This window comes from Paenibacillus sambharensis, from assembly GCF_003233845.1.
Taxonomy (GTDB): Bacteria; Bacillota; Bacilli; order Paenibacillales; family Paenibacillaceae; genus Paenibacillus_I; species Paenibacillus_I sambharensis.
Map to the genome: position 1 here is coordinate 158,880 of NZ_QKRB01000042.1, position 17,828 is coordinate 176,707.

Below are 17,828 nucleotides of genomic sequence, written 5' to 3' on the forward strand. Positions count from 1 at the left end.
ACTACATCTCTTAACCATACTTCGACAAAGCTTAATCTCTATCGTATGGCAGGCGGTCGTCGGGCCTACCCAAGCCATTCCGTTAACCCGATCATGAAGAGTGTACCGATGATGAAGGCAAAGGTGGACGGGATTTCGTGACCGTCACCGTGACTTTCGGGGATCAGTTCTTTATAAACGACATACAGCATGGCTCCACCGGCGAATGCGAGACCATAGGGAACCAGAAATTGAAGCTCAAGGCCAAACAGATAACCGATTAAGCTTGCCGTCCATTCGGCCAAGACTACCAGCATAACGCTTGTAAATGTTCTGGACAGCTTGCTGCCCTGGGTGACGAGGAACAAGGCGATCAAGAAGCCCTCCGGTATGTTTTGCAGACCCATGGCAAAGGTAACAATACGGCCAAGCTCCTGATCGCTGCTGGCCAGACTAATGCCCGTGGACAATCCCTCAGGGAGGTTGTGAAGCAGCATAGCCAGTACAAGGAGCTGAGGACTGCCTCGTTCCGGGGGATAGAGCTCAGTTGTGTGTGCCGGATCAGTATGGGGGATAAGAAGCTCCATAACGGTTAACAGCAGTGTGCCGAGTATAATGCCGATAGTCAGTGTAATGAAATTGGAAAGCTTCAACGCGGAAGGGAGAAGACCATAGGTGGATGCGGCAACCATAATCCCGGCTGAGAAGGCAAGAAGGATATCTTTAACCCGGTGGGTAAGAGACCGGATCAGCAAAGCAGGCAGCGCACCGGCTGCTGTACAGGCAGCAGCTGCTGCAGATAAGGATAGAAACAGGTTCATGGCTCCTCCAGCGGATCGATGTGATACACCATTGTATGTACAAGTCTGCCGGGAGATGAGTATTATTTTTGGTTAAGGTTTCCAGTAGATGTTGGCTGCTTGGATACGGGAATATCGTGTTAAATAGTAGGGAGAGTGCAGGAATTTGCGCCGGATGACGGGGGTATCCCGAACATTGGAGATTAACCGGAATATCAACTATAATTAAGAGTGTTACATAAGAAGTGGATCATACATAAGTCGGGAGGAAGGCTAGTGTTATTTGCCATACTGTTCTTCATGCTGATGTCTTTTTTCCTCTCGGGCAGCGAGACTGCTCTGACGGCGGTAAACAAGACGAAGCTTCATTCCAGGGCGGAAAATGACGACGAGAAAGCGAAGAAGCTGCTGAAGCTGGTATCAAAGCCTGACCAGCTGCTTACTGGAATTCTGATCGGCAATAATATTGCCAATATAATGCTGCCAACACTGGTGACGCTGATCGCTATTGACTACGGGATTGATATTGGCTTGGCAACAGGGGTACTCACCGTGTTCCTGATTATATTCGCTGAAGTGCTTCCAAAGACAATCGCCGCGACCTTCTCGGAGAGGGTTGCATTTCTGGTCATGCCCGTCATAAGGCTGCTCGTCCTCGTGCTGAAGCCGGTTACTTATTTGGTTTCGGGGTTTACCAGCATGATCATAAGGGTTCTGTCGAGGGGCCAGGTGCAGTCTGCCAGCATATCGAAGGAGGAGCTGCTCACCCTTGTCGATATTGCGACAACGGAAGGAACCTTCAAAGACGAGGAGACCCAGCGGATGAAGGGCGCACTTGACTTCTTCACGCTCGATGTAAGAGATGCGCTTAAGACTCACCGGATGGACATCGTGGGAATGGCGGTAGATGTCTCTTATGAGGAAGCGAGGGATATTGTGCTGGAAAATCATTATTCCCGTTATCCGGTTTACAAGGAAAGCATGGATAACATCGTCGGTGTGTTTCACTCGAAGATGCTGCTGAACTGGTCCATGCAGCCGGAGAAGACGCTGGGGGATTTCACGGATAAAGAGCCGCTCTTCGTAAGCGAAACGCTGTCCATTGAGAAGCTGTTCAAAATGATGCTGAAGGAGAAGCGCCATCTGGCCATCGTCATAGATGAATATGGCGGTACGCTTGGAATCGTCTCGCACGAGGATATTATAGAGGCCATGCTTGGACAGGAGATAGAAGATGAGACTGACCGCGATGAAGAGGTGCTCATTGATGAGCTGACAGACACCAAGCTGATCTGTCACGGCAAGCTGAACATCCGGCGGATGAACGAGCTGTTCCACACCAAGCTGCCGGAGGACGAAATTGTGCTGGCTGGCTTTATCTATAAGGAAATGGGACGAATTCCGAATGAAGGGGATACCTTTGAGTACCAGCATCTGCATTTTGAGATCAAGCGTGTGGAGGATAATAAGCTGAAGCTGATCGAGATTAAGAAGCGGTCCCTGCCTGAGTAAGCGTGCGTTCCTGTATCCATCTGCTGCCGCGTATGATTAGGACGAAATGGGAAACAATGGTGGCTAAATCCACTTGTTGATCACTAAGGGAGCGATGGATATGGAGCATCTCAAACAAAAATGTGCTTACGCACTTTCCCTACTGCCGCAGTATGCTCACTTCTTTGATTTAGAAGGCAGCGAGGTGGCAGGGGGAATCCTGCCGGTACAGGAAGATCATCAGAGCTCGGAGACCCCTCTCTTCTTCGCATACAGCTTACAGGAAGATGACTGCCACTATATTGGCATGGATGAGGGGCTGCTGTCTGAGCTAACCGTTCGGGAGATTGCGCTTGTGGCGCTTGCCAATCTGGCAGCACGCATAGACAGGAACAGCTTGCCGCAAGGCTTGAACGCCCCTTAGTTTCGTGACGACTGGAGCGTGCAAGGTTTAGTTGTCTTTCCGCCGGCTCCAGCATCAAGCTGGGGCCGGCGGTTTATGTATAATAAATCACCATGTAAAGGCGTGGGTAAATAAGGTATGATGATATAGTTGGCTGTTACTAGTATTCATTTCAGTGATTGAGGATGAAGAATACACTACATGATCGTCAACAGCAACTGTAATCCTACTGCCGGAAGGAGCTAGTATATGCCAGGAATCAAAATTGTAACCGACTCAACAACCGATCTGCCCCAAGATCTGCTCAAAGCCTTGGACGTTGAGGTCATACCTCTTACGGTACTGATCGGAGGTGAGAGCTATCTCGACAGTGTCACCTTGGATCCGTTAGATTTTCTCCGTAAGATGAAGCAGACCGATGAGCTCCCTAAGACATCGCAACCTGCTATCGGCTCGTTCATTGAGACCTACGACCGGCTGGGGGCTAACGGAGATACCATTCTGTCTATCCACATGACCAGCGGGATGAGCGGCACTTATTCGACCGCATGCGCCGCGGCGGGCATGACCGACAGCCGTGTTGAGGTGGTTGACTCGCAGATGATATCACAGGGGCTGGGGTTCCAGGTCGTCGAGGCGGCCCAGATGGCGCGTGACGGAAGCACATTGGAAGCGATTAAACAGAGGTTGAAGGAAATTTTGGACCATACTTCACTCTTCGTTGTAGTAGATACATTGGAAAATCTAATTAAAGGCGGCCGAATTGGCAAAGCCGCGGGATGGATCGGTTCATTCCTCAGCATCAAGCCAATCGCTTCGCTGGAGAAGGGCGTTTATACGCCGGTAACAAAAGTCCGAACGACATCACGGATCGTGAAGACACTGATGGAGAAATTTGAGCAGGATATTAAGGGGAAGGTCGTAAAGGGAATTGGGATCTCCCATGCGGACAACCTGCCGCTGGCCGAAGGTCTCCGTGAAGAAATCCGCAAGCTGACAGATGCAGCAGTCCGGATTCGCCCGGCTACACCGGTAATCACCACCCATACAGGAGAAGGGGCCATCGGATTCATGTATTATGCCGAATAGCCCCTAATGCTCCGGTAGTGGAGAGTCTTTATAGCTTCATCGCTTCTGCGATCAGGCGGTACGAGTGCAAGCGGGCCGCGAAATTATGGATCGGGCTGACGATCAGAAGCTCGTCGGCCTGATACTGTTCGGCGAGCTCCTCGAGCCTTGCCTTCACCTGGTCGGGGTTGCCCACGATACGGCGGTGGCGGCCCATACGGATACGCTGCAGGTCATATTCTGTGTATGGGTAGTCATGTGCGGTCTCAACAGAAGGGAAGAAGGAAAGCTCAAGCCCCTGCTCCAGCCGCAGGAAGAACAGATCCGTACTCGTCGCGAGACGGTTGGCCTCCTCCTCGGTATCCGCACATACGGCCAGCACCGCGGCCAAGGCATAAGGCTTTTCATTCAGCGGAGAAGGCCGGAAGTTATCCTTGTAGTAACGCACAGCTTCTTCACCGCCCGGTGTACCGAAGAACTGGGCAAAGCCGAAGGAAAGACCGAGTCTAGCGGCTATCTTGGCGCTTTCTCCGCTGGAGCCGAGCAGCCACATCTCAGGTGCTGTATCAATTGCGGGTGAAGCATGCAGCCCGGCGAACCGGTGATCGGGACCAAGCGAATCATGCAGGTATCCGATCATGTCGGTAATCTGCTGGGGATATTCATCTATGTGCATGTATTTGCCTTCCTGCAGCGCTCTGGTCGCAATCGGCATGCCGCCGGGAGCTCTTCCGAGACCGACATCGATTCTTCCGGGATGAAGTGCTTCAAGCAGGCGGAAGTTCTCGGCTACCTTATAGGCGCTGTAGTGGGGCAGCATTACGCCTCCCGAGCCCAGCCGGATACGCGAGGTGGCAGAAGCCAGATGGGCTATCAGCACTTCGGGACTGGAGTGGGCAAGTGAACGGGATGCGTGATGCTCGGAAACCCAATAACGTGAAAATCCCAGCTTGTCAGCTTCCTGTGCGAGTCTTGTGGTCTCCTTCAGCGCATCAGAAGCGGTTCGTCCTTCCCCAACCTGTGATTGGTCTAATACACCCAGTTTAAACATGTTGTCACTCCTATCATTAGAATAGTTAAATACTAGAGAAAATATAGTTCACATCGAATCTATAGTTATTAAAGTATAACAAAATGTTCATCTCGTTACCAATGAGCTGACCTGTATTGCCGGTGCATGAGAGCTGTGGTAAACTTTGGAGCAAATGAGACGGGCAGGGGATTAAATGGGAGGCAAGGATGAGCTAACCCGGTTCGGAGTATCTTTTCCCGCGGCACTTATCGAACAATTCGACCGGTATATTACCGAGCAGGGCTATCACAACCGCTCGGAGGCTATTCGTGATCTTGCCCGGAAGGCGCTGCTCGAGCCATCCAGTCTGCACAGCGATGACCTCGTTGCAGGTACGATCGTTCTCGTGTACAACCACCATGTAAGTGAGCTGCCGCTGCTTCTGACGGATATTCAGCATCACCATCATCAAGACATTATCTCGACAATGCATATACATCTCAATCACGACCAGTGCCTCGAGGTGATTGTGGTGAAGGGGGCGCTGAACAGCCTGCGCAAGCTTCACCAGCAGATTCAGGTTCAGAAGGGTGTCGTTTATGCTGAGCTGTCCGTTACTTATGCTTCGGCTGCAGCCAGGGAGGACGCTCACCCTGCTTTACAGCCTTCCACAGAACCCGACAGGGATACATAACACCAATATGTTGGACCGGGCCTTAGCATGAGTGAAGCTTAACTCGCGGGGTCATTCATTAATTAGATATCATAAGGAGAGTTGTCACATGTCACTATTCAAGAAGATTATGGCCTCGGTCGGTGTTGGATCGGCCAGGGTGGATACGATCCTGGATGCTCCTTCGGGAAGTGTCAGGGCAGGCGAGGAGCTTACCGGCAAGGTCATTGTCAAAGGCGGCTCCACAGCCCAGCAGATTAATGAGATTCAGCTCCAGCTTGTAACGACCTACACGCGTGAGACTAATGACCAAACGGTTCGCGAGCGCGGAACTATCGGCAAGTTTGCACTTAACGAGGCATTCACGATTCAGGAGAACGAAACACGGGAGATTCCTTTTTCCTTCGTAGTTCCTTATGTTACGCCGATTACAGCTGGCAAGACGCGGATTTGGGTTCAGACTGGCCTTGATATCGCAAGCGCGCTTGATGCATCTGATGATGATGTAATTGAAGTCGAGCCAACCTATTTGGCCGCTCATGTTCTGGATGCCCTTACCTATCTTGGGTTCCGGATGCGGGAGGCGGATTGCAAGTATGATCCACGCTCACGGTTCGGCTATAAATTCTTTCAGGAATTTGAATACGCGCCAGGACCCCAGTTCCGTGGTCTGGATGAGCTTGAATTGATCTTTAAGCCGCACCCAGACTATGTGGAAGTATTCATGGAAATCGACCGCAAAGCACGCGGACTCGCTAAGCTCTTCGATCTGGACGAGACAAGAGTTCAATTCCGGATTTATCCCGAAGACGTTAGCGGCGGGATTGAACCGCTCGCACACAAGCTGGATCAGTTAATTCGCAATTATATGTAAGTATGGATTATATGATGAATAAGAGCTGCCCACTATACTCAGATGATGAGTGAGGGGCAGCTTTTTTTGTGATGCATAATCGGATAAATTGTGTTACTATTTCTAACATACGTGTTACGAATGGATTCTCGATGGTAGATATACGTCAGATTAAGGTGGGGTCAGAATGTTGAATATGAGGTGTGCTCAGACGATGAAGCAGCGCAGCATCCTTCTATTGTGGATCACTGTGTTTGCTGTACTGGCATCAGGCTGCACGGCGCGGGTTGGCGGAAGCGCAGCAGCTGACCGGGGTAGAGGCAATTCGCTTGTCATTGCGGTTGGCTCAGAGCCGGAAGGCGGTTTCGATCCTGCATCCGGCTGGGGACTCTATGGATCGCCGCTGTTCCAGAGTACGCTGCTAAAGCGTGACAATGACTTGAAGATTGTGAATGATCTGGCGACGGATTGGAATGTGAGCGATGACGGGCTGACCTGGACAGTACATATCCGTAAGGATGCGGTCTTCTCGGATGGTCAGCCTTTAACAGCAGGAGATGTCAAGTTTACATTTGAAACGGTGCGTGATTCAGCCTCTGCTGTCGACTTGACGAATCTTAAGGAGGTGCGGGTGGAGGAGGACTACGCGGTTTCATTCCATTTACAGCAGCCGCAGTCAACCTTTATTGCAAGACTCATTACGACAGGCATTATACCGGAGCATGCTTACGGCAGGAAGTACGCTTCCAGGCCGATTGGCTCCGGCCCTTTCCTATTGAAACAGTGGGACCGCGGCCAACAGATGATTATTGAAGTGAATCCGGAGTATTACGGAGAGAAGCCGGGCTTTGAGCAGATTACGATTCTGTTCTTGGGTGAGGATGCGGCTTATGCAGCTGCACGCGCAGGGGAAGTAGACCTGGCTTATATTCCGGCTTCCTTAAGCGGTATGAATGTGCCTGGCATGAGACTTGAGTCTGTACATAGCGTGGACAATCGTGGAATCATGTTTCCTTACGTGCCCTCAGGCGGCCAGACACCTGACGGCAAGCCTGTCGGCAATGACGTTACAAGCGACCCGGCTATCCGTAAGGCAGTGAACACAGCAGTTGACAGGCAGGGCTTGGTCGACGGCATTCTGGAAGGACATGGGTCGCCCGCATACACCTCGAGTGACGGCCTTCCGTGGTGGAATGAACGGGCGGTCATCGAAGACAACAAGCCCGAAAAGGCAATTGCGCTGCTGGAGGATAGCGGCTGGCGGGATACGGATGGAGACGGCATAAGGGAGAAGGATGGGCGAAGGGCAGAATTTGTCCTTATGTATCCTGCCGGTGACGTCATCCGCCAATCGCTTGCGCTTGCCGCTGCCGAGATGATGAAGAAAGTCGGGATTCGTATCATCGTTGAGGGCAAGAGCTGGGAGGATCTTGAGCAGGGCATGCATGAAAACGCGGTGCTTTTCGGATGGGGAAGTCATGATCCTCTGGAGATGTATAATCTCTACAGCAGCAGCTATAAAGGAGTCGAGTATTATAACCCGGGTTATTACAGCAATCCGGCAGTCGACCGGTGGCTGGATAAAGCGATGCATGCCTTAACTGAGGAGGAGGCTCTCGTGTACTGGAAGAATGCGCAGTGGGACGGGCAGAACGGAATGTCTGCGGCCGGTGATGCACCGTGGGCCTGGCTGGTCAATATTGATCATCTCTACCTTGTTCGTGAGGGGCTCGATATAGGCAGGCAGCGAATCCAGCCGCATGGACACGGTTGGCCGATAACCGACAATATCGCGGAATGGCAGTGGAAGCAATAGGGGAGAGGGGGGAATTGTTGTGCCCGGATGGCTGAAGTTTGCATTCGGAAAGTCGGTTCGTCTTGCAGCCCTGCTGGCGGCTGTCAGCATCATTACCTTTGTCCTTATCAGCTTCTCCCCCGTTGATCCTGTTCGAGCTTACATAGGCGCGGATATGATGACAGTGGGAGCTGAGCAGCGGCTGGATATAGCTGTCTATTGGGGGCTTGACCAGCCGCCCCTGGAACGGTTTCTTAAATGGGTTAGCTCGATGATTCAAGGTGACTTCGGCAGCTCCATGATTTATAGGGAACCGGTTGCGGGCGTAATCGCCGAACGATTCTGGTACTCCCTCTCGTTAATGGCGGCTGCATGGCTGCTGTCAGGGCTTATTGGCTTCGCAGCCGGCAGTGCAGCCGCCATGAACAGGGGAGGCTGGCTGGACAGGGTTATTCAGTGGGTGTGCTACACCATTGCTTCAACACCTTCATTCTGGATTGGGATGCTGCTGCTGATGGTCTTCGCAGTCTGGTTGGGCTGGCTTCCTGCTGGACTTGGCGTTCCCGCCGGCGTGGCGGCGGAGCAGGTTACAATCGCTGACCGTATAAGGCATATGGTGCTGCCGGCAGCAGCACTAAGTATTGCCGGGATCTCAGCGGTTGCGCTGCATACCCGCCAGAAGCTGATTGATATCCTGGACAGTGATTTTGTTCTATACGCACGGGCGAAGGGTGAACGAGGCTGGCAGCTTTACCGTAACCATGGGCTGCGCAATATCGCGCTGCCGGCAATGACCCTGCAGCTGGCATCCTTCAGTGAACTGTTCGGCGGTGCGGTTTTGGCTGAGCAGGTATTCACCTACCCTGGATTAGGCCATGCGACTGTCGAGGCGGGACTGCGCGGGGATGTTCCTCTGCTGATGGGTCTTGTGCTGTTCAGCACCCTGTTCGTCTTTACGGGCAATACAGCGGCTGATGTGCTGTACCGGCTGGTTGATCCCAGAATAAGGGGGCATGAGAATGACTCGCGTAATGTTTGACTCCGTGGCCCGGCTTCAGACCCGGTCAGCCGTGTATCCAATTGACTACAAACGGCGCAGCCTGCTGATTTTGCTGACTGCTGCTGCTCTTCTTATGATGCTGATCATGGCAGGGTGGCTGACGAACCCGGATGCCTTGTCGGTTCAGCTTGATCAGCGCAACCTCCCTCCGTCATTTCAGCATCTCTTCGGAACGGATTGGCTGGGGAGGGATATGTTCGTCCGGGTGATGAAGGGACTGCTGCTTAGTATCCAAACCGGTCTGGCAGGAGCTGTATGCAGTGCCATGATAGCTGCTGTCCTGGGAATAGCTTCGGCGCTCTTCGGGCGCCAGGCGGATCGTATCATTACATGGCTCACTGATCTGTTCTTAAGTGTTCCGCATCTGGTTGCCCTTATCCTGGTCGCCTTCGTGTGCGGCGGAGGGATGAAGGGGATCGTGATCGGCATTGCGCTGACCCACTGGCCGGCGCTGGCAAGGCTGATTCGCGCCGAGGCCATGCAGCTGATGGCTGCCCAGTATGTGCAGGTCTCCCGCCGTCTCGGGCGCTCCCTGTTCTGGATTGCGAGGCGGCATATGCTTCCGCATCTGCTGCCTCAGCTAACAGTTGGCCTCATCCTGTTATTTCCGCATGCCATTCTGCATGAAGCGGCCGTAACCTTCATCGGGCTAGGCCTGCCGCCGCATCAGCCGGCTATCGGTATTATCCTGTCCGAGTCTATGCGTTATCTGTCGTCTGGCATGTGGTGGCTTGCAGTACTGCCCGGCGCTGCCCTTCTGGCAGCTGTCCGTGCCTTCGATGTTATTGGAAGCCATACGAAGAGGCTGCTTGACTCACAGCAATATGAACGGCTCTAGCAGCGGAATAAGCAGATGATTCTCATGGGGGGAAGGGAATGAGTTTACTGCAGGTCGAGAATTTATCCATATCATTTGCCCGGTATGCTGGCTGGCTGCGCAGAGAGATCATCATGCCGGTTAGGCAGCTTGATCTTGCGCTTCAAGCGGGAGAGATTACAGCCCTTGTTGGCGCGAGCGGGTCCGGGAAAAGTCTGCTTGCCCATGCCATACTCGGCATTCTTCCAGCGAACGCCAGCTTAGGGGGGAGCATCCTTTACAAAGGGGAGAAGTTAACAGCAGCCAGACAGGCAAAGCTTAGAGGAAAAGATATCATGCTGGTCCCGCAGTCGGTTACCTATCTGGACCCTCTGATGAGGTCTGGAGCCCAGGTCTGCTTGGCTGCCCGCGGCGGTGATCCCCGGAAGCTGCAGCGGGCAGCCTTCCGCCGATACAGGCTGGATAACGAGGTGGAGCAAATGTATCCCCACCAGCTGTCGGGCGGCATGGCAAGACGAATTATGGCTGCGTCTGCATTTGTTAGCGGTGCCTGCATGATCATCGCCGATGAGCCGACGCCTGGCATGCAGGCGGAAGACGCAGCTGAGACCATGAAGTGGTTTCGGGAACTAGCTGATCAAGGACACGCCGTGCTGCTGATCACGCATGACTTGGAGGCAGCGGTCGCGGGAGCGGACCGGATAGCGGTCATGAATGCCGGCATGACAGTAGAGTGGCTGCCGGCCTCCCATTTCAGCGATAAGGGCGAGAGGCTGCAGCATCCTTATAGCAGGGCGCTCTGGAATTCCCTTCCGGCCAATGGCTTCTACGTTCCGCAGTCCGATTGGCGTGCGGTTAGCAGCCGGGAAGGTCCCGGGTGCCCATTTGCGTCATGCTGCGAGCTGGCAGCAGCCATATGCCGGGAAGAACAGCCCGGTATGCGGGAGGGTGAGAGGGGATGGGTGAGATGCCATGCCTCTTGAAGGAAAAGGCTTGTCTTATCGTTATGCGCAAGACGGGCCATGGCTGCTGCGCAGACGGGAGATAACGGTCAGACGGGGAGAGGTTGTCGGTCTGCAGGGGCCCAGCGGTTGCGGCAAAACAACACTGGGCCGCATTCTGGCCGGTTATCTGCAGCCTCATGAAGGAACCGTTACTCTGGCTGGGAAAGCTGTTCGGGCAGCACGCGGATACCACCCGATTCAGATGGTCTTCCAGCACCCCGAGCAAGCGGTTAATCCCAAGTGGACGATGCGCAGCACCATTCAGGAAGGATGGCAGGCTGATCAGCCGACCATGCACAGGCTGGGTATTAACGAGGCGTGGCTGGACCGTGTACCTGCGGAGCTCTCGGGAGGTGAACTGCAGCGCTGCTGTATAGCCAGAGCTCTAGGTCCTGAAACCGCCTATCTTATAGCGGATGAGATGACAGCAATGCTTGATGCCGTAACGCAAGCTCAGATATGGCATGCCATGCTTGAGCTTGCGCAGGAGAGAAGCCTTGGCCTGCTCGTAATCAGCCACGACGAGAATCTGCTAAAACGGATATGCAGCCGAATTGAGCCTATGTAAGATAAACGCAATTTTCTTTCCTAAAGTCGCCCCATATGTAATACGAAACGCCCTCCTCCATAGTAAAATCATGAAGGCGGGCGTTCAGCTGTATCAGGTCTCGGAATGAGTCTTCTGTCAAGCGCTGCCTTCAGCAGGAAGCCGAAGCCAACCCCCAAGAAAGCAGCGGCCATCGGCAGCCAGACAGGTCCCGGAAGAATATCCATAAACCGGAAACGGTCTGAATAGAACATGCCAGTCGTACCGAAGAAGGCACAGAATACAAAAGGAAAGGTGGAATAGGGGGAGCTTCTTCCTCCTCCGGCATCCTTAAACCCGTCCCAGATCCCGAACATATAGACACATGGGTAGAACAAGAGCCATTGGTAATTGGTGTGCCTGACAGCAGCAAGCGTGTCGCCTTGAAAGCTGTCCATGATAATAGTGTTGAGATTTGACCCCAAATTGATGACGAATTCCAGGATAATGAGGGTTATTCCCTTGAGATACTGCTTGTTAAGCAGCTGACCAAAACCTGGAAGGGCAATAGACCACAGCAATGCTTCAACAGGCGACGTCTTTTTCATCATTAGCTGTTCTCTTCATTCGAGACTTGTCCTCCGTTGGTTTTTCTTACAGTTAGCGTACCCCATGAACCCGCTCTTATTCCACTAAATATACAAGGTTTACAATTTATTACCAACTACGTTTTGCAGCCTGCTGCCGTCCGTGTCATAATGGATAAAAAAGACATGCTGGAGGCTAACCGATGACATTATCATCCATAAATCACGATATTAATGCCACGTACACGCTGGAAATTCTGCAGAAGCTGCTGAGGACGCCCAGCCCTACCGGTTTCTGTAAGCAGATTATGAAGCTGCTGGAGAAGGAAGCTGAGAAACTGGGCTATGCTATGGAATTCACCCCCAAGGGAAACGGTATCATCACGATACCGGGTGAAGGCCTGGACCATAAGGGAGCACTTGGTATTACAGCTCACGTGGACACGCTTGGTGCCATGGTAAGGGCGGTTAAAGCTAATGGTACGCTTCGGTTTACCCCGGTTGGCGGATATAGTATGCAGTCTGTTGAGAATGAATACTGCCTTATCCATACCCGCAGCGGCAGAACATATGAGGGAACGGTTCTGACTACGAAGCCCTCTGTTCACGTGTACACGGATGCAAGGGACCTGGAACGCAAGGAAGAGAATATGGAAATCAGGCTTGATGAATGGGTTACGAGCAAGGAGGAAACTGAACAGCTTGGTATTTCTCCTGGCGATTTCATCTCCTGGGATCCGAGAACAAGAGTGCTGGATAATGGACTGATTAAATCCCGGCATCTGGATGACAAAGCAAGTGTTGCAGCCCTGTTTGGATTGCTGGAATGGATCAAACGCGCTGGTTTTAAGCCTCAGCGGACCATTAGATTCCTGTTCTCGACCTATGAAGAGGTAGGTCACGGCAGTGCAAGTATTCCGGCTGATATTACCGAATTCATTGCTGTTGACATGGGTGCGATTGGCGATGACTTGTCGACAACTGAGAAGGATGTCTCCATCTGTGCCAAGGACTCTTCAGGGCCTTATGACTACGAGATGACCGGCAGGCTGATTGAGCTTGCGAAGCAGGAACAGATCCCTTACGCTGTAGACATATATCCTCGTTACAGCTCCGACGCATCGGCAGCCTTAAGCGGGGGGAGCAGCATACGTGCGGCCCTGCTGGGTCCGGGTGTCCATGCATCACACAGTATGGAGCGAACCCACCTGGACGCTGTTGTGAATACCGCCAAGCTGTTGGCGGCCTATGTGACAAGTTAATTCAAAACGGCAGACCTGCTACCCTTTACAAATAGGATAAGGTCTGCCGTCTTTAATTTGTCCGCTGCCTTAGTTTGGTCAGAATTGGCATGAGCCCGGATAGCCATCCTGTTTGGCAGCCTGCTCCGGATCCTTCAGCTTCTCATCAGCCTTCATTTTTGCAACGACTTTCGCCTGCGCTTGGCGGGCTCTCGGGCCGTTGTTAGAGCCTTTGACCGCTTCTTTTATCTCCATAATCATTCAGCCTCCCTATTCGTGTATGAGAAGAGCTTAGTGAACCGTTTCATTCTCAAAAATGATCTCGTCGACCCGCTCATTCCTGTACATAAGGGAAAGATTAAGACCGTCGTAATCCTTTTCCTTATCCAGCTCGCGCATCAGCAGGGAGGCGATCAATTCGGCATCCTCAATTGTCCGGCTATCCTGGAAATCAATATAACCGGTAAGCATTCGGCGTTCGATATCAACCGTTGCTGTACCAATTGGCAGGCCGCCTGCGCTTTGTCTGTAAATTTCATAAGTGAGGATGTCGCCATCATCGCGGGCAAGGATAACGCTATAATCTTCCTCGGCATCGTCACCGATCATTTCCACAGGTGTCTCAAGAAGCTCCTCATGGGTCAGTTCGAAGATATCGATAAGTTGATCTTCGAAGTAATGCTCGAAGGAGAAGGAATCAACGGCATTATCATCAAAGTCGGAGATGAGCAGCTCGGTGATCAGTTCAATCTCTTCATCATCCGGCTGATAAACCCAGCGAATCCGGCCGCTGACATCAAGACCAGGTCTAATGAAGGCTTCGGCCGCCCAGTTTCCGTCAGTATCATAAACATGGTATTCCACTTCATGATTGTTCTCCCGCACTACGACCAGGTCATATTCCGCTTCAGCCTCTGTCCAGAGCTCATCCCCGGCTTCATCATCAACGACATCTATTACCTGAATTTGTTCTTCCTGCTCTTCCGCATCGAAGGCAAAATCGGTCTCCGGTGCGGTGGTGACAACCTTATCATAGCTGCTGTAGGTCACAATGACGTCACATTCTCGTGCACCTATGGCATGAATAAAGGATTGGATATACTGCTGCAGATAGTCCATTAGGCTGTCCTTATCGGACTTCTTCAAAGATTCCTGCTCCAGCTGAATAGAACCTGCAACACGGTCGCCTTCACGGTACAACAGTGTCAGACTGCCCGCATAACGTCCGCCAATCATGATATCGCTCATTTCGCCGCCTGATGTCTTCATATCCGGTCTCAGCTCGATGCTCTGCATGACGATCGCCTCCTAATGGTCTGTAGACACCAGCATTAGGTTGCCCCGACGGAAATCGTTTTATAGCCTCCTGCCCGGCTGGGAATACGAATCATTACATGCGGATGTAAAGACCAATCAGTTCCTACTCTGCTTCGGCTCTTTGATTAAGCACCTCGTCCAGCACTATAACCAGGTGAGCCGGGCTCTGAGGCGGGATGCTCTTCGTCATGGCCGGACCATAGTAGGCACGAACCTTGGTGCCCGGCTTCAACTGATGCCAAGGAACAGCTTGGCCCGTACGGTCAACCAGCATTGTTTCTTTACCGGCATTAAGCACCAGACTTGGCTGAGCAGCGGCGCCGTTATGTGACAACAGAATCTGCCACCCGTTAGCCGCCTCGTTGCTGGCAGAAGAAACGACACTCTCCTGCACGAGCCGCTGTGCTCCGGTCTTAATGGCGGCGGCATGTGATTGTCCAGGGTAGCTCATCGCGATGACAGGCCCGTATTCAGCAGTAATCTGCATCCCTTCTTTCAGGCTGCTGAGGTCTGTCTGATTACCTTCGGAATCAGTGAGCAGGGTGTTCTTGTCAGCGGTAAGGATCATCCAGTTATTCTGACCGTGGCCCATTACCTCGATCCGTACCGACGAGTCTTCACTCTCAGCCTTTACGATTATGCCATTCATCTGCAGCATGTCTTCTGCTTCATTCTTCTGTTTGTTCAACTCAATCTCACTCCCGTTCCAGCGGACTTTATAACCCATTGTAGAAGCTGTTTCCCTGACAGGCAGATAAGCTTTGCCATCTATTAATACGGGATGGAGGGAAGTATCGGCTCCGTCGATCGTGACGAGGACATCCCCGCGCAGCAGTCCGTTGACTCGCTTAGTCAAGTCTTGGGCGCTTAAAGCCGGGGTAGCAGACAGGACACTTGCAGCTGTGATTGCGAACAGCCATTTGTTCTTGTTTAACATGTATATCATCTCCCAACGATTGTAGTTGGCTTCATAGACGGGGTGGGATGGGAAAAGGTTGCGGTGAAACCTTCCGGTCAGAGGCTGTGCTCTCTCATAACAGCATGGCTGGCATGGAACCAAGCGGGGGTTATGCTCGTCTATAAGACGTAGCCTTTTGATGAATAGACTTGACGGACAACGATCATATATTGGATTATGGAGAAATTAAGCGGAGAAGCGAGGGGATTGGATGCTGAGCTGTAAAATAAATGATCTTCTGGAGCTTAGGCTGCTGGAGAACAGACATGCTGAAGAGATGTTCCTGTTAGTGGATTCCAACAGGGGCCGTTTAAGAGAGTGGCTGCCTTGGCTGGATAATACGGTATCTGTGGAACAGTGCAGGGAATTCATCCGCATGTCTCTGAAGGCCTTTGCCGAGAACAATGGCTTGTATCTGGGAATATTCCATCAAGGAAGGCTGGCGGGCTGCGTTTCGCTTAATAACATAGACTGGTCCAACCGTAAGACGACGATCGGCTACTGGCTGAGTGAGGACTTTGAGGGCAGAGGAACCATGACAGCTGCCTGCCGGACATTAATCGATTATATATTCCACGAGCTGCTGCTGAACCGGGTTGAAATCCGGGCAGCCGTTCAGAATACGAAGAGCAGAGCAATACCCGAGCGGCTTGGATTTGTTCAGGAAGGCATTGTCAGACAGGCGGAGTGGCTGTACGATCACTATGTCGATCATGTGGTTTACGGAATGCTGAAGGAAGAGTGGGCATAGGGTGGCGCATATTCAGCTGGCTGAAGCGGTCAGCACGCTCCCATACGCCATATATACATAGATAAAGGCAGGATGCAGATGAAAGTATTTCGGTATGATGAACGAGTCGGCAAGCCAATCGAGCATTATGGCAGCCGGGAGATGCGGATCACGCCAATTATGAAGATGCTCGACAAACAGGTCAGCGTGAAGGGGCAGGGCTTATACATGGATCTGAGGCCTCGCAAGAAACTGACTTATACACTGGTGACATGTATTATTTCTCTCTTCATATGTTCTTTTCAGCTAATTGTACAGGTAATGGTTGACGGGCCGCTTGTGTTAGTGGTTTTATTTTACGTGATTAGTCTATTCCTGTGTGTGACACTAACCCTGACTGCGGCGGACCTGTTTCTTAAGGAGTATAGAGCGGTGAAGGCCAGGGTTAAGGAAATAGACGGAAGCTATGTGACGTTCCTCCTGGCAAGCGGGAAGGAGTACAGCCTCAATATCAAGCAGCCGGAGTATCTTGAGCAGCTTCATGTTGATCAGATCGTGGCAGTAAGGCTGACCAGAATGATGAAAATCCCTTCGTTCATTGAGGAATGGAAGGAACCGGGGGTGCGCTAGTTGAAGCTGTCAATATTAAATCATAACTACACCATTATCAGGTTTGACCCCAGCTCCGCTATTCCAGGCTGGGTGAAGCCCCGGCAGGGAGAACTGCTGTCCATTACGTATACCTCCGACGAGCTGTCAATTGTATGCGTAGAGGAGCTTCTGCCGGCAAGCTGCCCGGAACCGGTTGAGAGGGACTGGAAAGCTATTAAAGTTGAAGGACCGCTCGATTTTAGTCTAACAGGAATCCTGTACAGGCTTGCCAAGCCGCTAGCTGAGCAGAAGATCAGCATCTTTGCCGTATCGACCTTTGACACCGATTACCTGCTCGTAAAAGCTGACCAGCTAGCGGAGGCAACTGAGGCACTTACCAGGGAAGGGCACATAATTGTACAATCATAACTCATGTCCGTCATTCGGCGTTGTTCCCATTCGTTGGTTCCAAGGGCTATGGGTACACACATGACAAACAACAGAGAGGAAGGTGTTTCAGATGACAGGCAGTCGAGCCGGCGGGCAGCTAGAAGCTTTGGAAGAATTGAAGGAGGCAGAGCTGCTTGAGTCTGATATTCCTTATATTGGGCGTTATCGCAAGCAAGCCGTGCTGTTTATCAGCGAGCTGTGCGGCACCTGCCGTGTAGCGGAAAAAATGGTGCAGGTCGCCGTGGCAAGCGGCCTACAGCTGCCAGTGAGGAAAATTGGAATTGCCTTTGCCCCTGTCCTGCGTGAGCGCTGGCAAATCGCCAGTGTCCCGTGTCTGGTCATGCTGGAAAACAGCAGGCCGGCGGACAGGCTTTACGCCATGGGCTCAGTCGATCATATTTATATGACCTTGAAACGGTTTGAGCAGGAAGGCAGCTGAGAATATTAGTGACGTCAGGCGGTATAGTGGCGCA

General features: G+C 52.1%; 21 protein-coding genes. 15 read left to right on the forward strand and 6 right to left on the reverse strand.

Annotated elements, in window-relative coordinates; genetic code table 11:
* Window positions 1-65: 65 nt before the first annotated feature.
* A complete protein-coding gene (locus DNH61_RS09715) occupies window positions 66-800 on the reverse strand; it encodes a ZIP family metal transporter (protein ID WP_111146460.1) in 735 nt (244 codons plus the stop codon).
* Window positions 801-1,055: 255 nt separating this feature from the next.
* On the opposite strand from DNH61_RS09715, the gene DNH61_RS09720 reads away from it, so the two are divergent.
* The 3 genes from DNH61_RS09720 to DNH61_RS09730 all read left to right on the forward strand — a co-directional run bounded on the left by DNH61_RS09720 (window position 1,056) and on the right by DNH61_RS09730 (window position 3,762).
* Window positions 1,056-2,291, forward strand: a complete 1,236-nt coding sequence (locus DNH61_RS09720; protein ID WP_111146461.1) for a CNNM domain-containing protein — start codon at window positions 1,056-1,058, stop codon at window positions 2,289-2,291.
* A gap of 73 nt (window positions 2,292-2,364) precedes the next feature.
* The gene (locus DNH61_RS09725) at window positions 2,365-2,694 is read left to right on the forward strand and encodes a hypothetical protein (RefSeq protein WP_146240981.1); all 330 of its coding nucleotides are present in this window, start codon (window positions 2,365-2,367) and stop codon (window positions 2,692-2,694) included.
* 228 nt (window positions 2,695-2,922) lie between these two features.
* On the forward strand, window positions 2,923-3,762 hold the full coding sequence (locus DNH61_RS09730) for a DegV family protein (RefSeq protein WP_111146463.1): 840 nt from the start codon (window positions 2,923-2,925) through the stop codon (window positions 3,760-3,762).
* 28 nt (window positions 3,763-3,790) lie between these two features.
* Here DNH61_RS09730 and DNH61_RS09735 read toward each other — a convergent pair whose 3' ends face one another.
* Window positions 3,791-4,792 (reverse strand): LLM class flavin-dependent oxidoreductase, encoded by a 1,002-nt coding sequence (locus DNH61_RS09735; protein ID WP_111146464.1) that lies wholly within the window; start codon window positions 4,790-4,792, stop codon window positions 3,791-3,793.
* Between the two features lie 175 nt (window positions 4,793-4,967).
* Between DNH61_RS09735 and nikR the strand changes: the two genes are divergently transcribed.
* The 7 genes from nikR (at window position 4,968) to DNH61_RS09770 (ending at window position 11,523) form a co-directional block, all read left to right on the forward strand.
* Window positions 4,968-5,447, forward strand: a complete 480-nt coding sequence (gene nikR, locus DNH61_RS09740; RefSeq protein WP_111146465.1) for a nickel-responsive transcriptional regulator NikR — start codon at window positions 4,968-4,970, stop codon at window positions 5,445-5,447.
* 88 nt (window positions 5,448-5,535) lie between these two features.
* Window positions 5,536-6,300: a sporulation protein gene (locus DNH61_RS09745; RefSeq protein ID WP_111146466.1), complete on the forward strand. Its 765-nt coding sequence runs from the start codon at window positions 5,536-5,538 to the stop codon at window positions 6,298-6,300.
* A 193-nt stretch (window positions 6,301-6,493) separates the two neighbouring features.
* Complete coding sequence (locus DNH61_RS09750) at window positions 6,494-8,095, forward strand: ABC transporter substrate-binding protein (protein WP_111146498.1); 1,602 nt, start codon at window positions 6,494-6,496, stop codon at window positions 8,093-8,095.
* Between the two features lie 19 nt (window positions 8,096-8,114).
* On the forward strand, window positions 8,115-9,113 hold the full coding sequence (locus DNH61_RS09755; RefSeq protein WP_245948105.1) for an ABC transporter permease: 999 nt from the start codon (window positions 8,115-8,117) through the stop codon (window positions 9,111-9,113).
* Window positions 9,094-9,972: an ABC transporter permease gene (locus tag DNH61_RS09760; RefSeq protein WP_245948106.1), complete on the forward strand. Its 879-nt coding sequence runs from the start codon at window positions 9,094-9,096 to the stop codon at window positions 9,970-9,972. The genes DNH61_RS09755 and DNH61_RS09760 overlap by 20 nt, the downstream gene beginning before the upstream one ends.
* A gap of 38 nt (window positions 9,973-10,010) precedes the next feature.
* Window positions 10,011-10,934, forward strand: a complete 924-nt coding sequence (locus tag DNH61_RS09765) for an ATP-binding cassette domain-containing protein (protein ID WP_111146468.1) — start codon at window positions 10,011-10,013, stop codon at window positions 10,932-10,934.
* On the forward strand, window positions 10,924-11,523 hold the full coding sequence (locus tag DNH61_RS09770; RefSeq protein ID WP_111146469.1) for an ABC transporter ATP-binding protein: 600 nt from the start codon (window positions 10,924-10,926) through the stop codon (window positions 11,521-11,523). Before DNH61_RS09765 ends, DNH61_RS09770 begins: the two co-directional genes overlap by 11 nt.
* A 68-nt stretch (window positions 11,524-11,591) precedes the next feature.
* Here the strand turns inward: DNH61_RS09770 and DNH61_RS09775 are convergent, their stop codons facing one another.
* Window positions 11,592-12,092, reverse strand: a complete 501-nt coding sequence (locus tag DNH61_RS09775; RefSeq protein WP_342771393.1) for a hypothetical protein — start codon at window positions 12,090-12,092, stop codon at window positions 11,592-11,594.
* 179 nt (window positions 12,093-12,271) lie between these two features.
* Here DNH61_RS09775 and DNH61_RS09780 point away from each other — a divergent pair, with 179 nt between their 5' ends.
* Entirely contained in the window at window positions 12,272-13,330 is a 1,059-nt protein-coding gene (locus DNH61_RS09780) for a M42 family metallopeptidase (protein ID WP_181438639.1), read from the forward strand.
* A gap of 78 nt (window positions 13,331-13,408) precedes the next feature.
* On the opposite strand, the gene DNH61_RS26310 is transcribed toward DNH61_RS09780, so the two are convergent.
* From DNH61_RS26310 to DNH61_RS09790, 3 genes are all read right to left on the reverse strand, one after another.
* Window positions 13,409-13,564: a hypothetical protein gene (locus tag DNH61_RS26310; RefSeq protein WP_181438640.1), complete on the reverse strand. Its 156-nt coding sequence runs from the start codon at window positions 13,562-13,564 to the stop codon at window positions 13,409-13,411.
* Window positions 13,565-13,600: 36 nt separating this feature from the next.
* Window positions 13,601-14,605 carry a hypothetical protein gene (locus DNH61_RS09785; RefSeq protein ID WP_111146470.1) on the reverse strand — a complete coding sequence of 335 codons (1,005 nt, stop codon included), beginning with the start codon at window positions 14,603-14,605 and terminating at the stop codon, window positions 13,601-13,603.
* A 124-nt stretch (window positions 14,606-14,729) separates the two neighbouring features.
* Window positions 14,730-15,563: a stalk domain-containing protein gene (locus DNH61_RS09790; RefSeq protein WP_111146471.1), complete on the reverse strand. Its 834-nt coding sequence runs from the start codon at window positions 15,561-15,563 to the stop codon at window positions 14,730-14,732.
* Window positions 15,564-15,795: 232 nt separating this feature from the next.
* Here DNH61_RS09790 and DNH61_RS09795 point away from each other — a divergent pair, with 232 nt between their 5' ends.
* The 4 genes from DNH61_RS09795 to DNH61_RS09810 all read left to right on the forward strand — a co-directional run bounded on the left by DNH61_RS09795 (window position 15,796) and on the right by DNH61_RS09810 (window position 17,794).
* Window positions 15,796-16,335, forward strand: a complete 540-nt coding sequence (locus DNH61_RS09795) for a GNAT family N-acetyltransferase (RefSeq protein ID WP_111146472.1) — start codon at window positions 15,796-15,798, stop codon at window positions 16,333-16,335.
* A gap of 78 nt (window positions 16,336-16,413) precedes the next feature.
* Window positions 16,414-16,944, forward strand: coding sequence for a hypothetical protein (locus DNH61_RS09800; protein ID WP_111146473.1), 531 nt, complete (start codon window positions 16,414-16,416; stop codon window positions 16,942-16,944).
* Window positions 16,945-17,334, forward strand: a complete 390-nt coding sequence (locus tag DNH61_RS09805) for an ACT domain-containing protein (protein ID WP_111146474.1) — start codon at window positions 16,945-16,947, stop codon at window positions 17,332-17,334. It begins immediately after the preceding gene.
* 91 nt (window positions 17,335-17,425) lie between these two features.
* On the forward strand, window positions 17,426-17,794 hold the full coding sequence (locus DNH61_RS09810) for a thioredoxin family protein (RefSeq protein ID WP_111146475.1): 369 nt from the start codon (window positions 17,426-17,428) through the stop codon (window positions 17,792-17,794).
* Window positions 17,795-17,828 lie beyond the last annotated feature (34 nt).

Coding starts and splice junctions, on each gene's coding strand:
- DNH61_RS09775 (WP_342771393.1), bottom strand. CDS start 12,092: ATGATGAAAAAGACGTCGCCTGTTGAAGCATTGCTGTGGTCTATTGCC.
- nikR (WP_111146465.1), top strand. CDS start 4,968: ATGGGAGGCAAGGATGAGCTAACCCGGTTCGGAGTATCTTTTCCCGCG.
- DNH61_RS09810 (WP_111146475.1), top strand. CDS start 17,426: ATGACAGGCAGTCGAGCCGGCGGGCAGCTAGAAGCTTTGGAAGAATTG.
- DNH61_RS09795 (WP_111146472.1), top strand. CDS start 15,796: ATGCTGAGCTGTAAAATAAATGATCTTCTGGAGCTTAGGCTGCTGGAG.
- DNH61_RS09780 (WP_181438639.1), top strand. CDS start 12,272: ATGACATTATCATCCATAAATCACGATATTAATGCCACGTACACGCTG.
- DNH61_RS09790 (WP_111146471.1), bottom strand. CDS start 15,563: ATGTTAAACAAGAACAAATGGCTGTTCGCAATCACAGCTGCAAGTGTC.
- DNH61_RS09730 (WP_111146463.1), top strand. CDS start 2,923: ATGCCAGGAATCAAAATTGTAACCGACTCAACAACCGATCTGCCCCAA.
- DNH61_RS09770 (WP_111146469.1), top strand. CDS start 10,924: ATGCCTCTTGAAGGAAAAGGCTTGTCTTATCGTTATGCGCAAGACGGG.
- DNH61_RS09800 (WP_111146473.1), top strand. CDS start 16,414: ATGAAAGTATTTCGGTATGATGAACGAGTCGGCAAGCCAATCGAGCAT.
- DNH61_RS09750 (WP_111146498.1), top strand. CDS start 6,494: ATGAAGCAGCGCAGCATCCTTCTATTGTGGATCACTGTGTTTGCTGTA.
- DNH61_RS09765 (WP_111146468.1), top strand. CDS start 10,011: ATGAGTTTACTGCAGGTCGAGAATTTATCCATATCATTTGCCCGGTAT.
- DNH61_RS09785 (WP_111146470.1), bottom strand. CDS start 14,605: ATGCAGAGCATCGAGCTGAGACCGGATATGAAGACATCAGGCGGCGAA.
- DNH61_RS09715 (WP_111146460.1), bottom strand. CDS start 800: ATGAACCTGTTTCTATCCTTATCTGCAGCAGCTGCTGCCTGTACAGCA.
- DNH61_RS09745 (WP_111146466.1), top strand. CDS start 5,536: ATGTCACTATTCAAGAAGATTATGGCCTCGGTCGGTGTTGGATCGGCC.
- DNH61_RS09760 (WP_245948106.1), top strand. CDS start 9,094: ATGACTCGCGTAATGTTTGACTCCGTGGCCCGGCTTCAGACCCGGTCA.
- DNH61_RS09735 (WP_111146464.1), bottom strand. CDS start 4,792: ATGTTTAAACTGGGTGTATTAGACCAATCACAGGTTGGGGAAGGACGA.
- DNH61_RS26310 (WP_181438640.1), bottom strand. CDS start 13,564: ATGGAGATAAAAGAAGCGGTCAAAGGCTCTAACAACGGCCCGAGAGCC.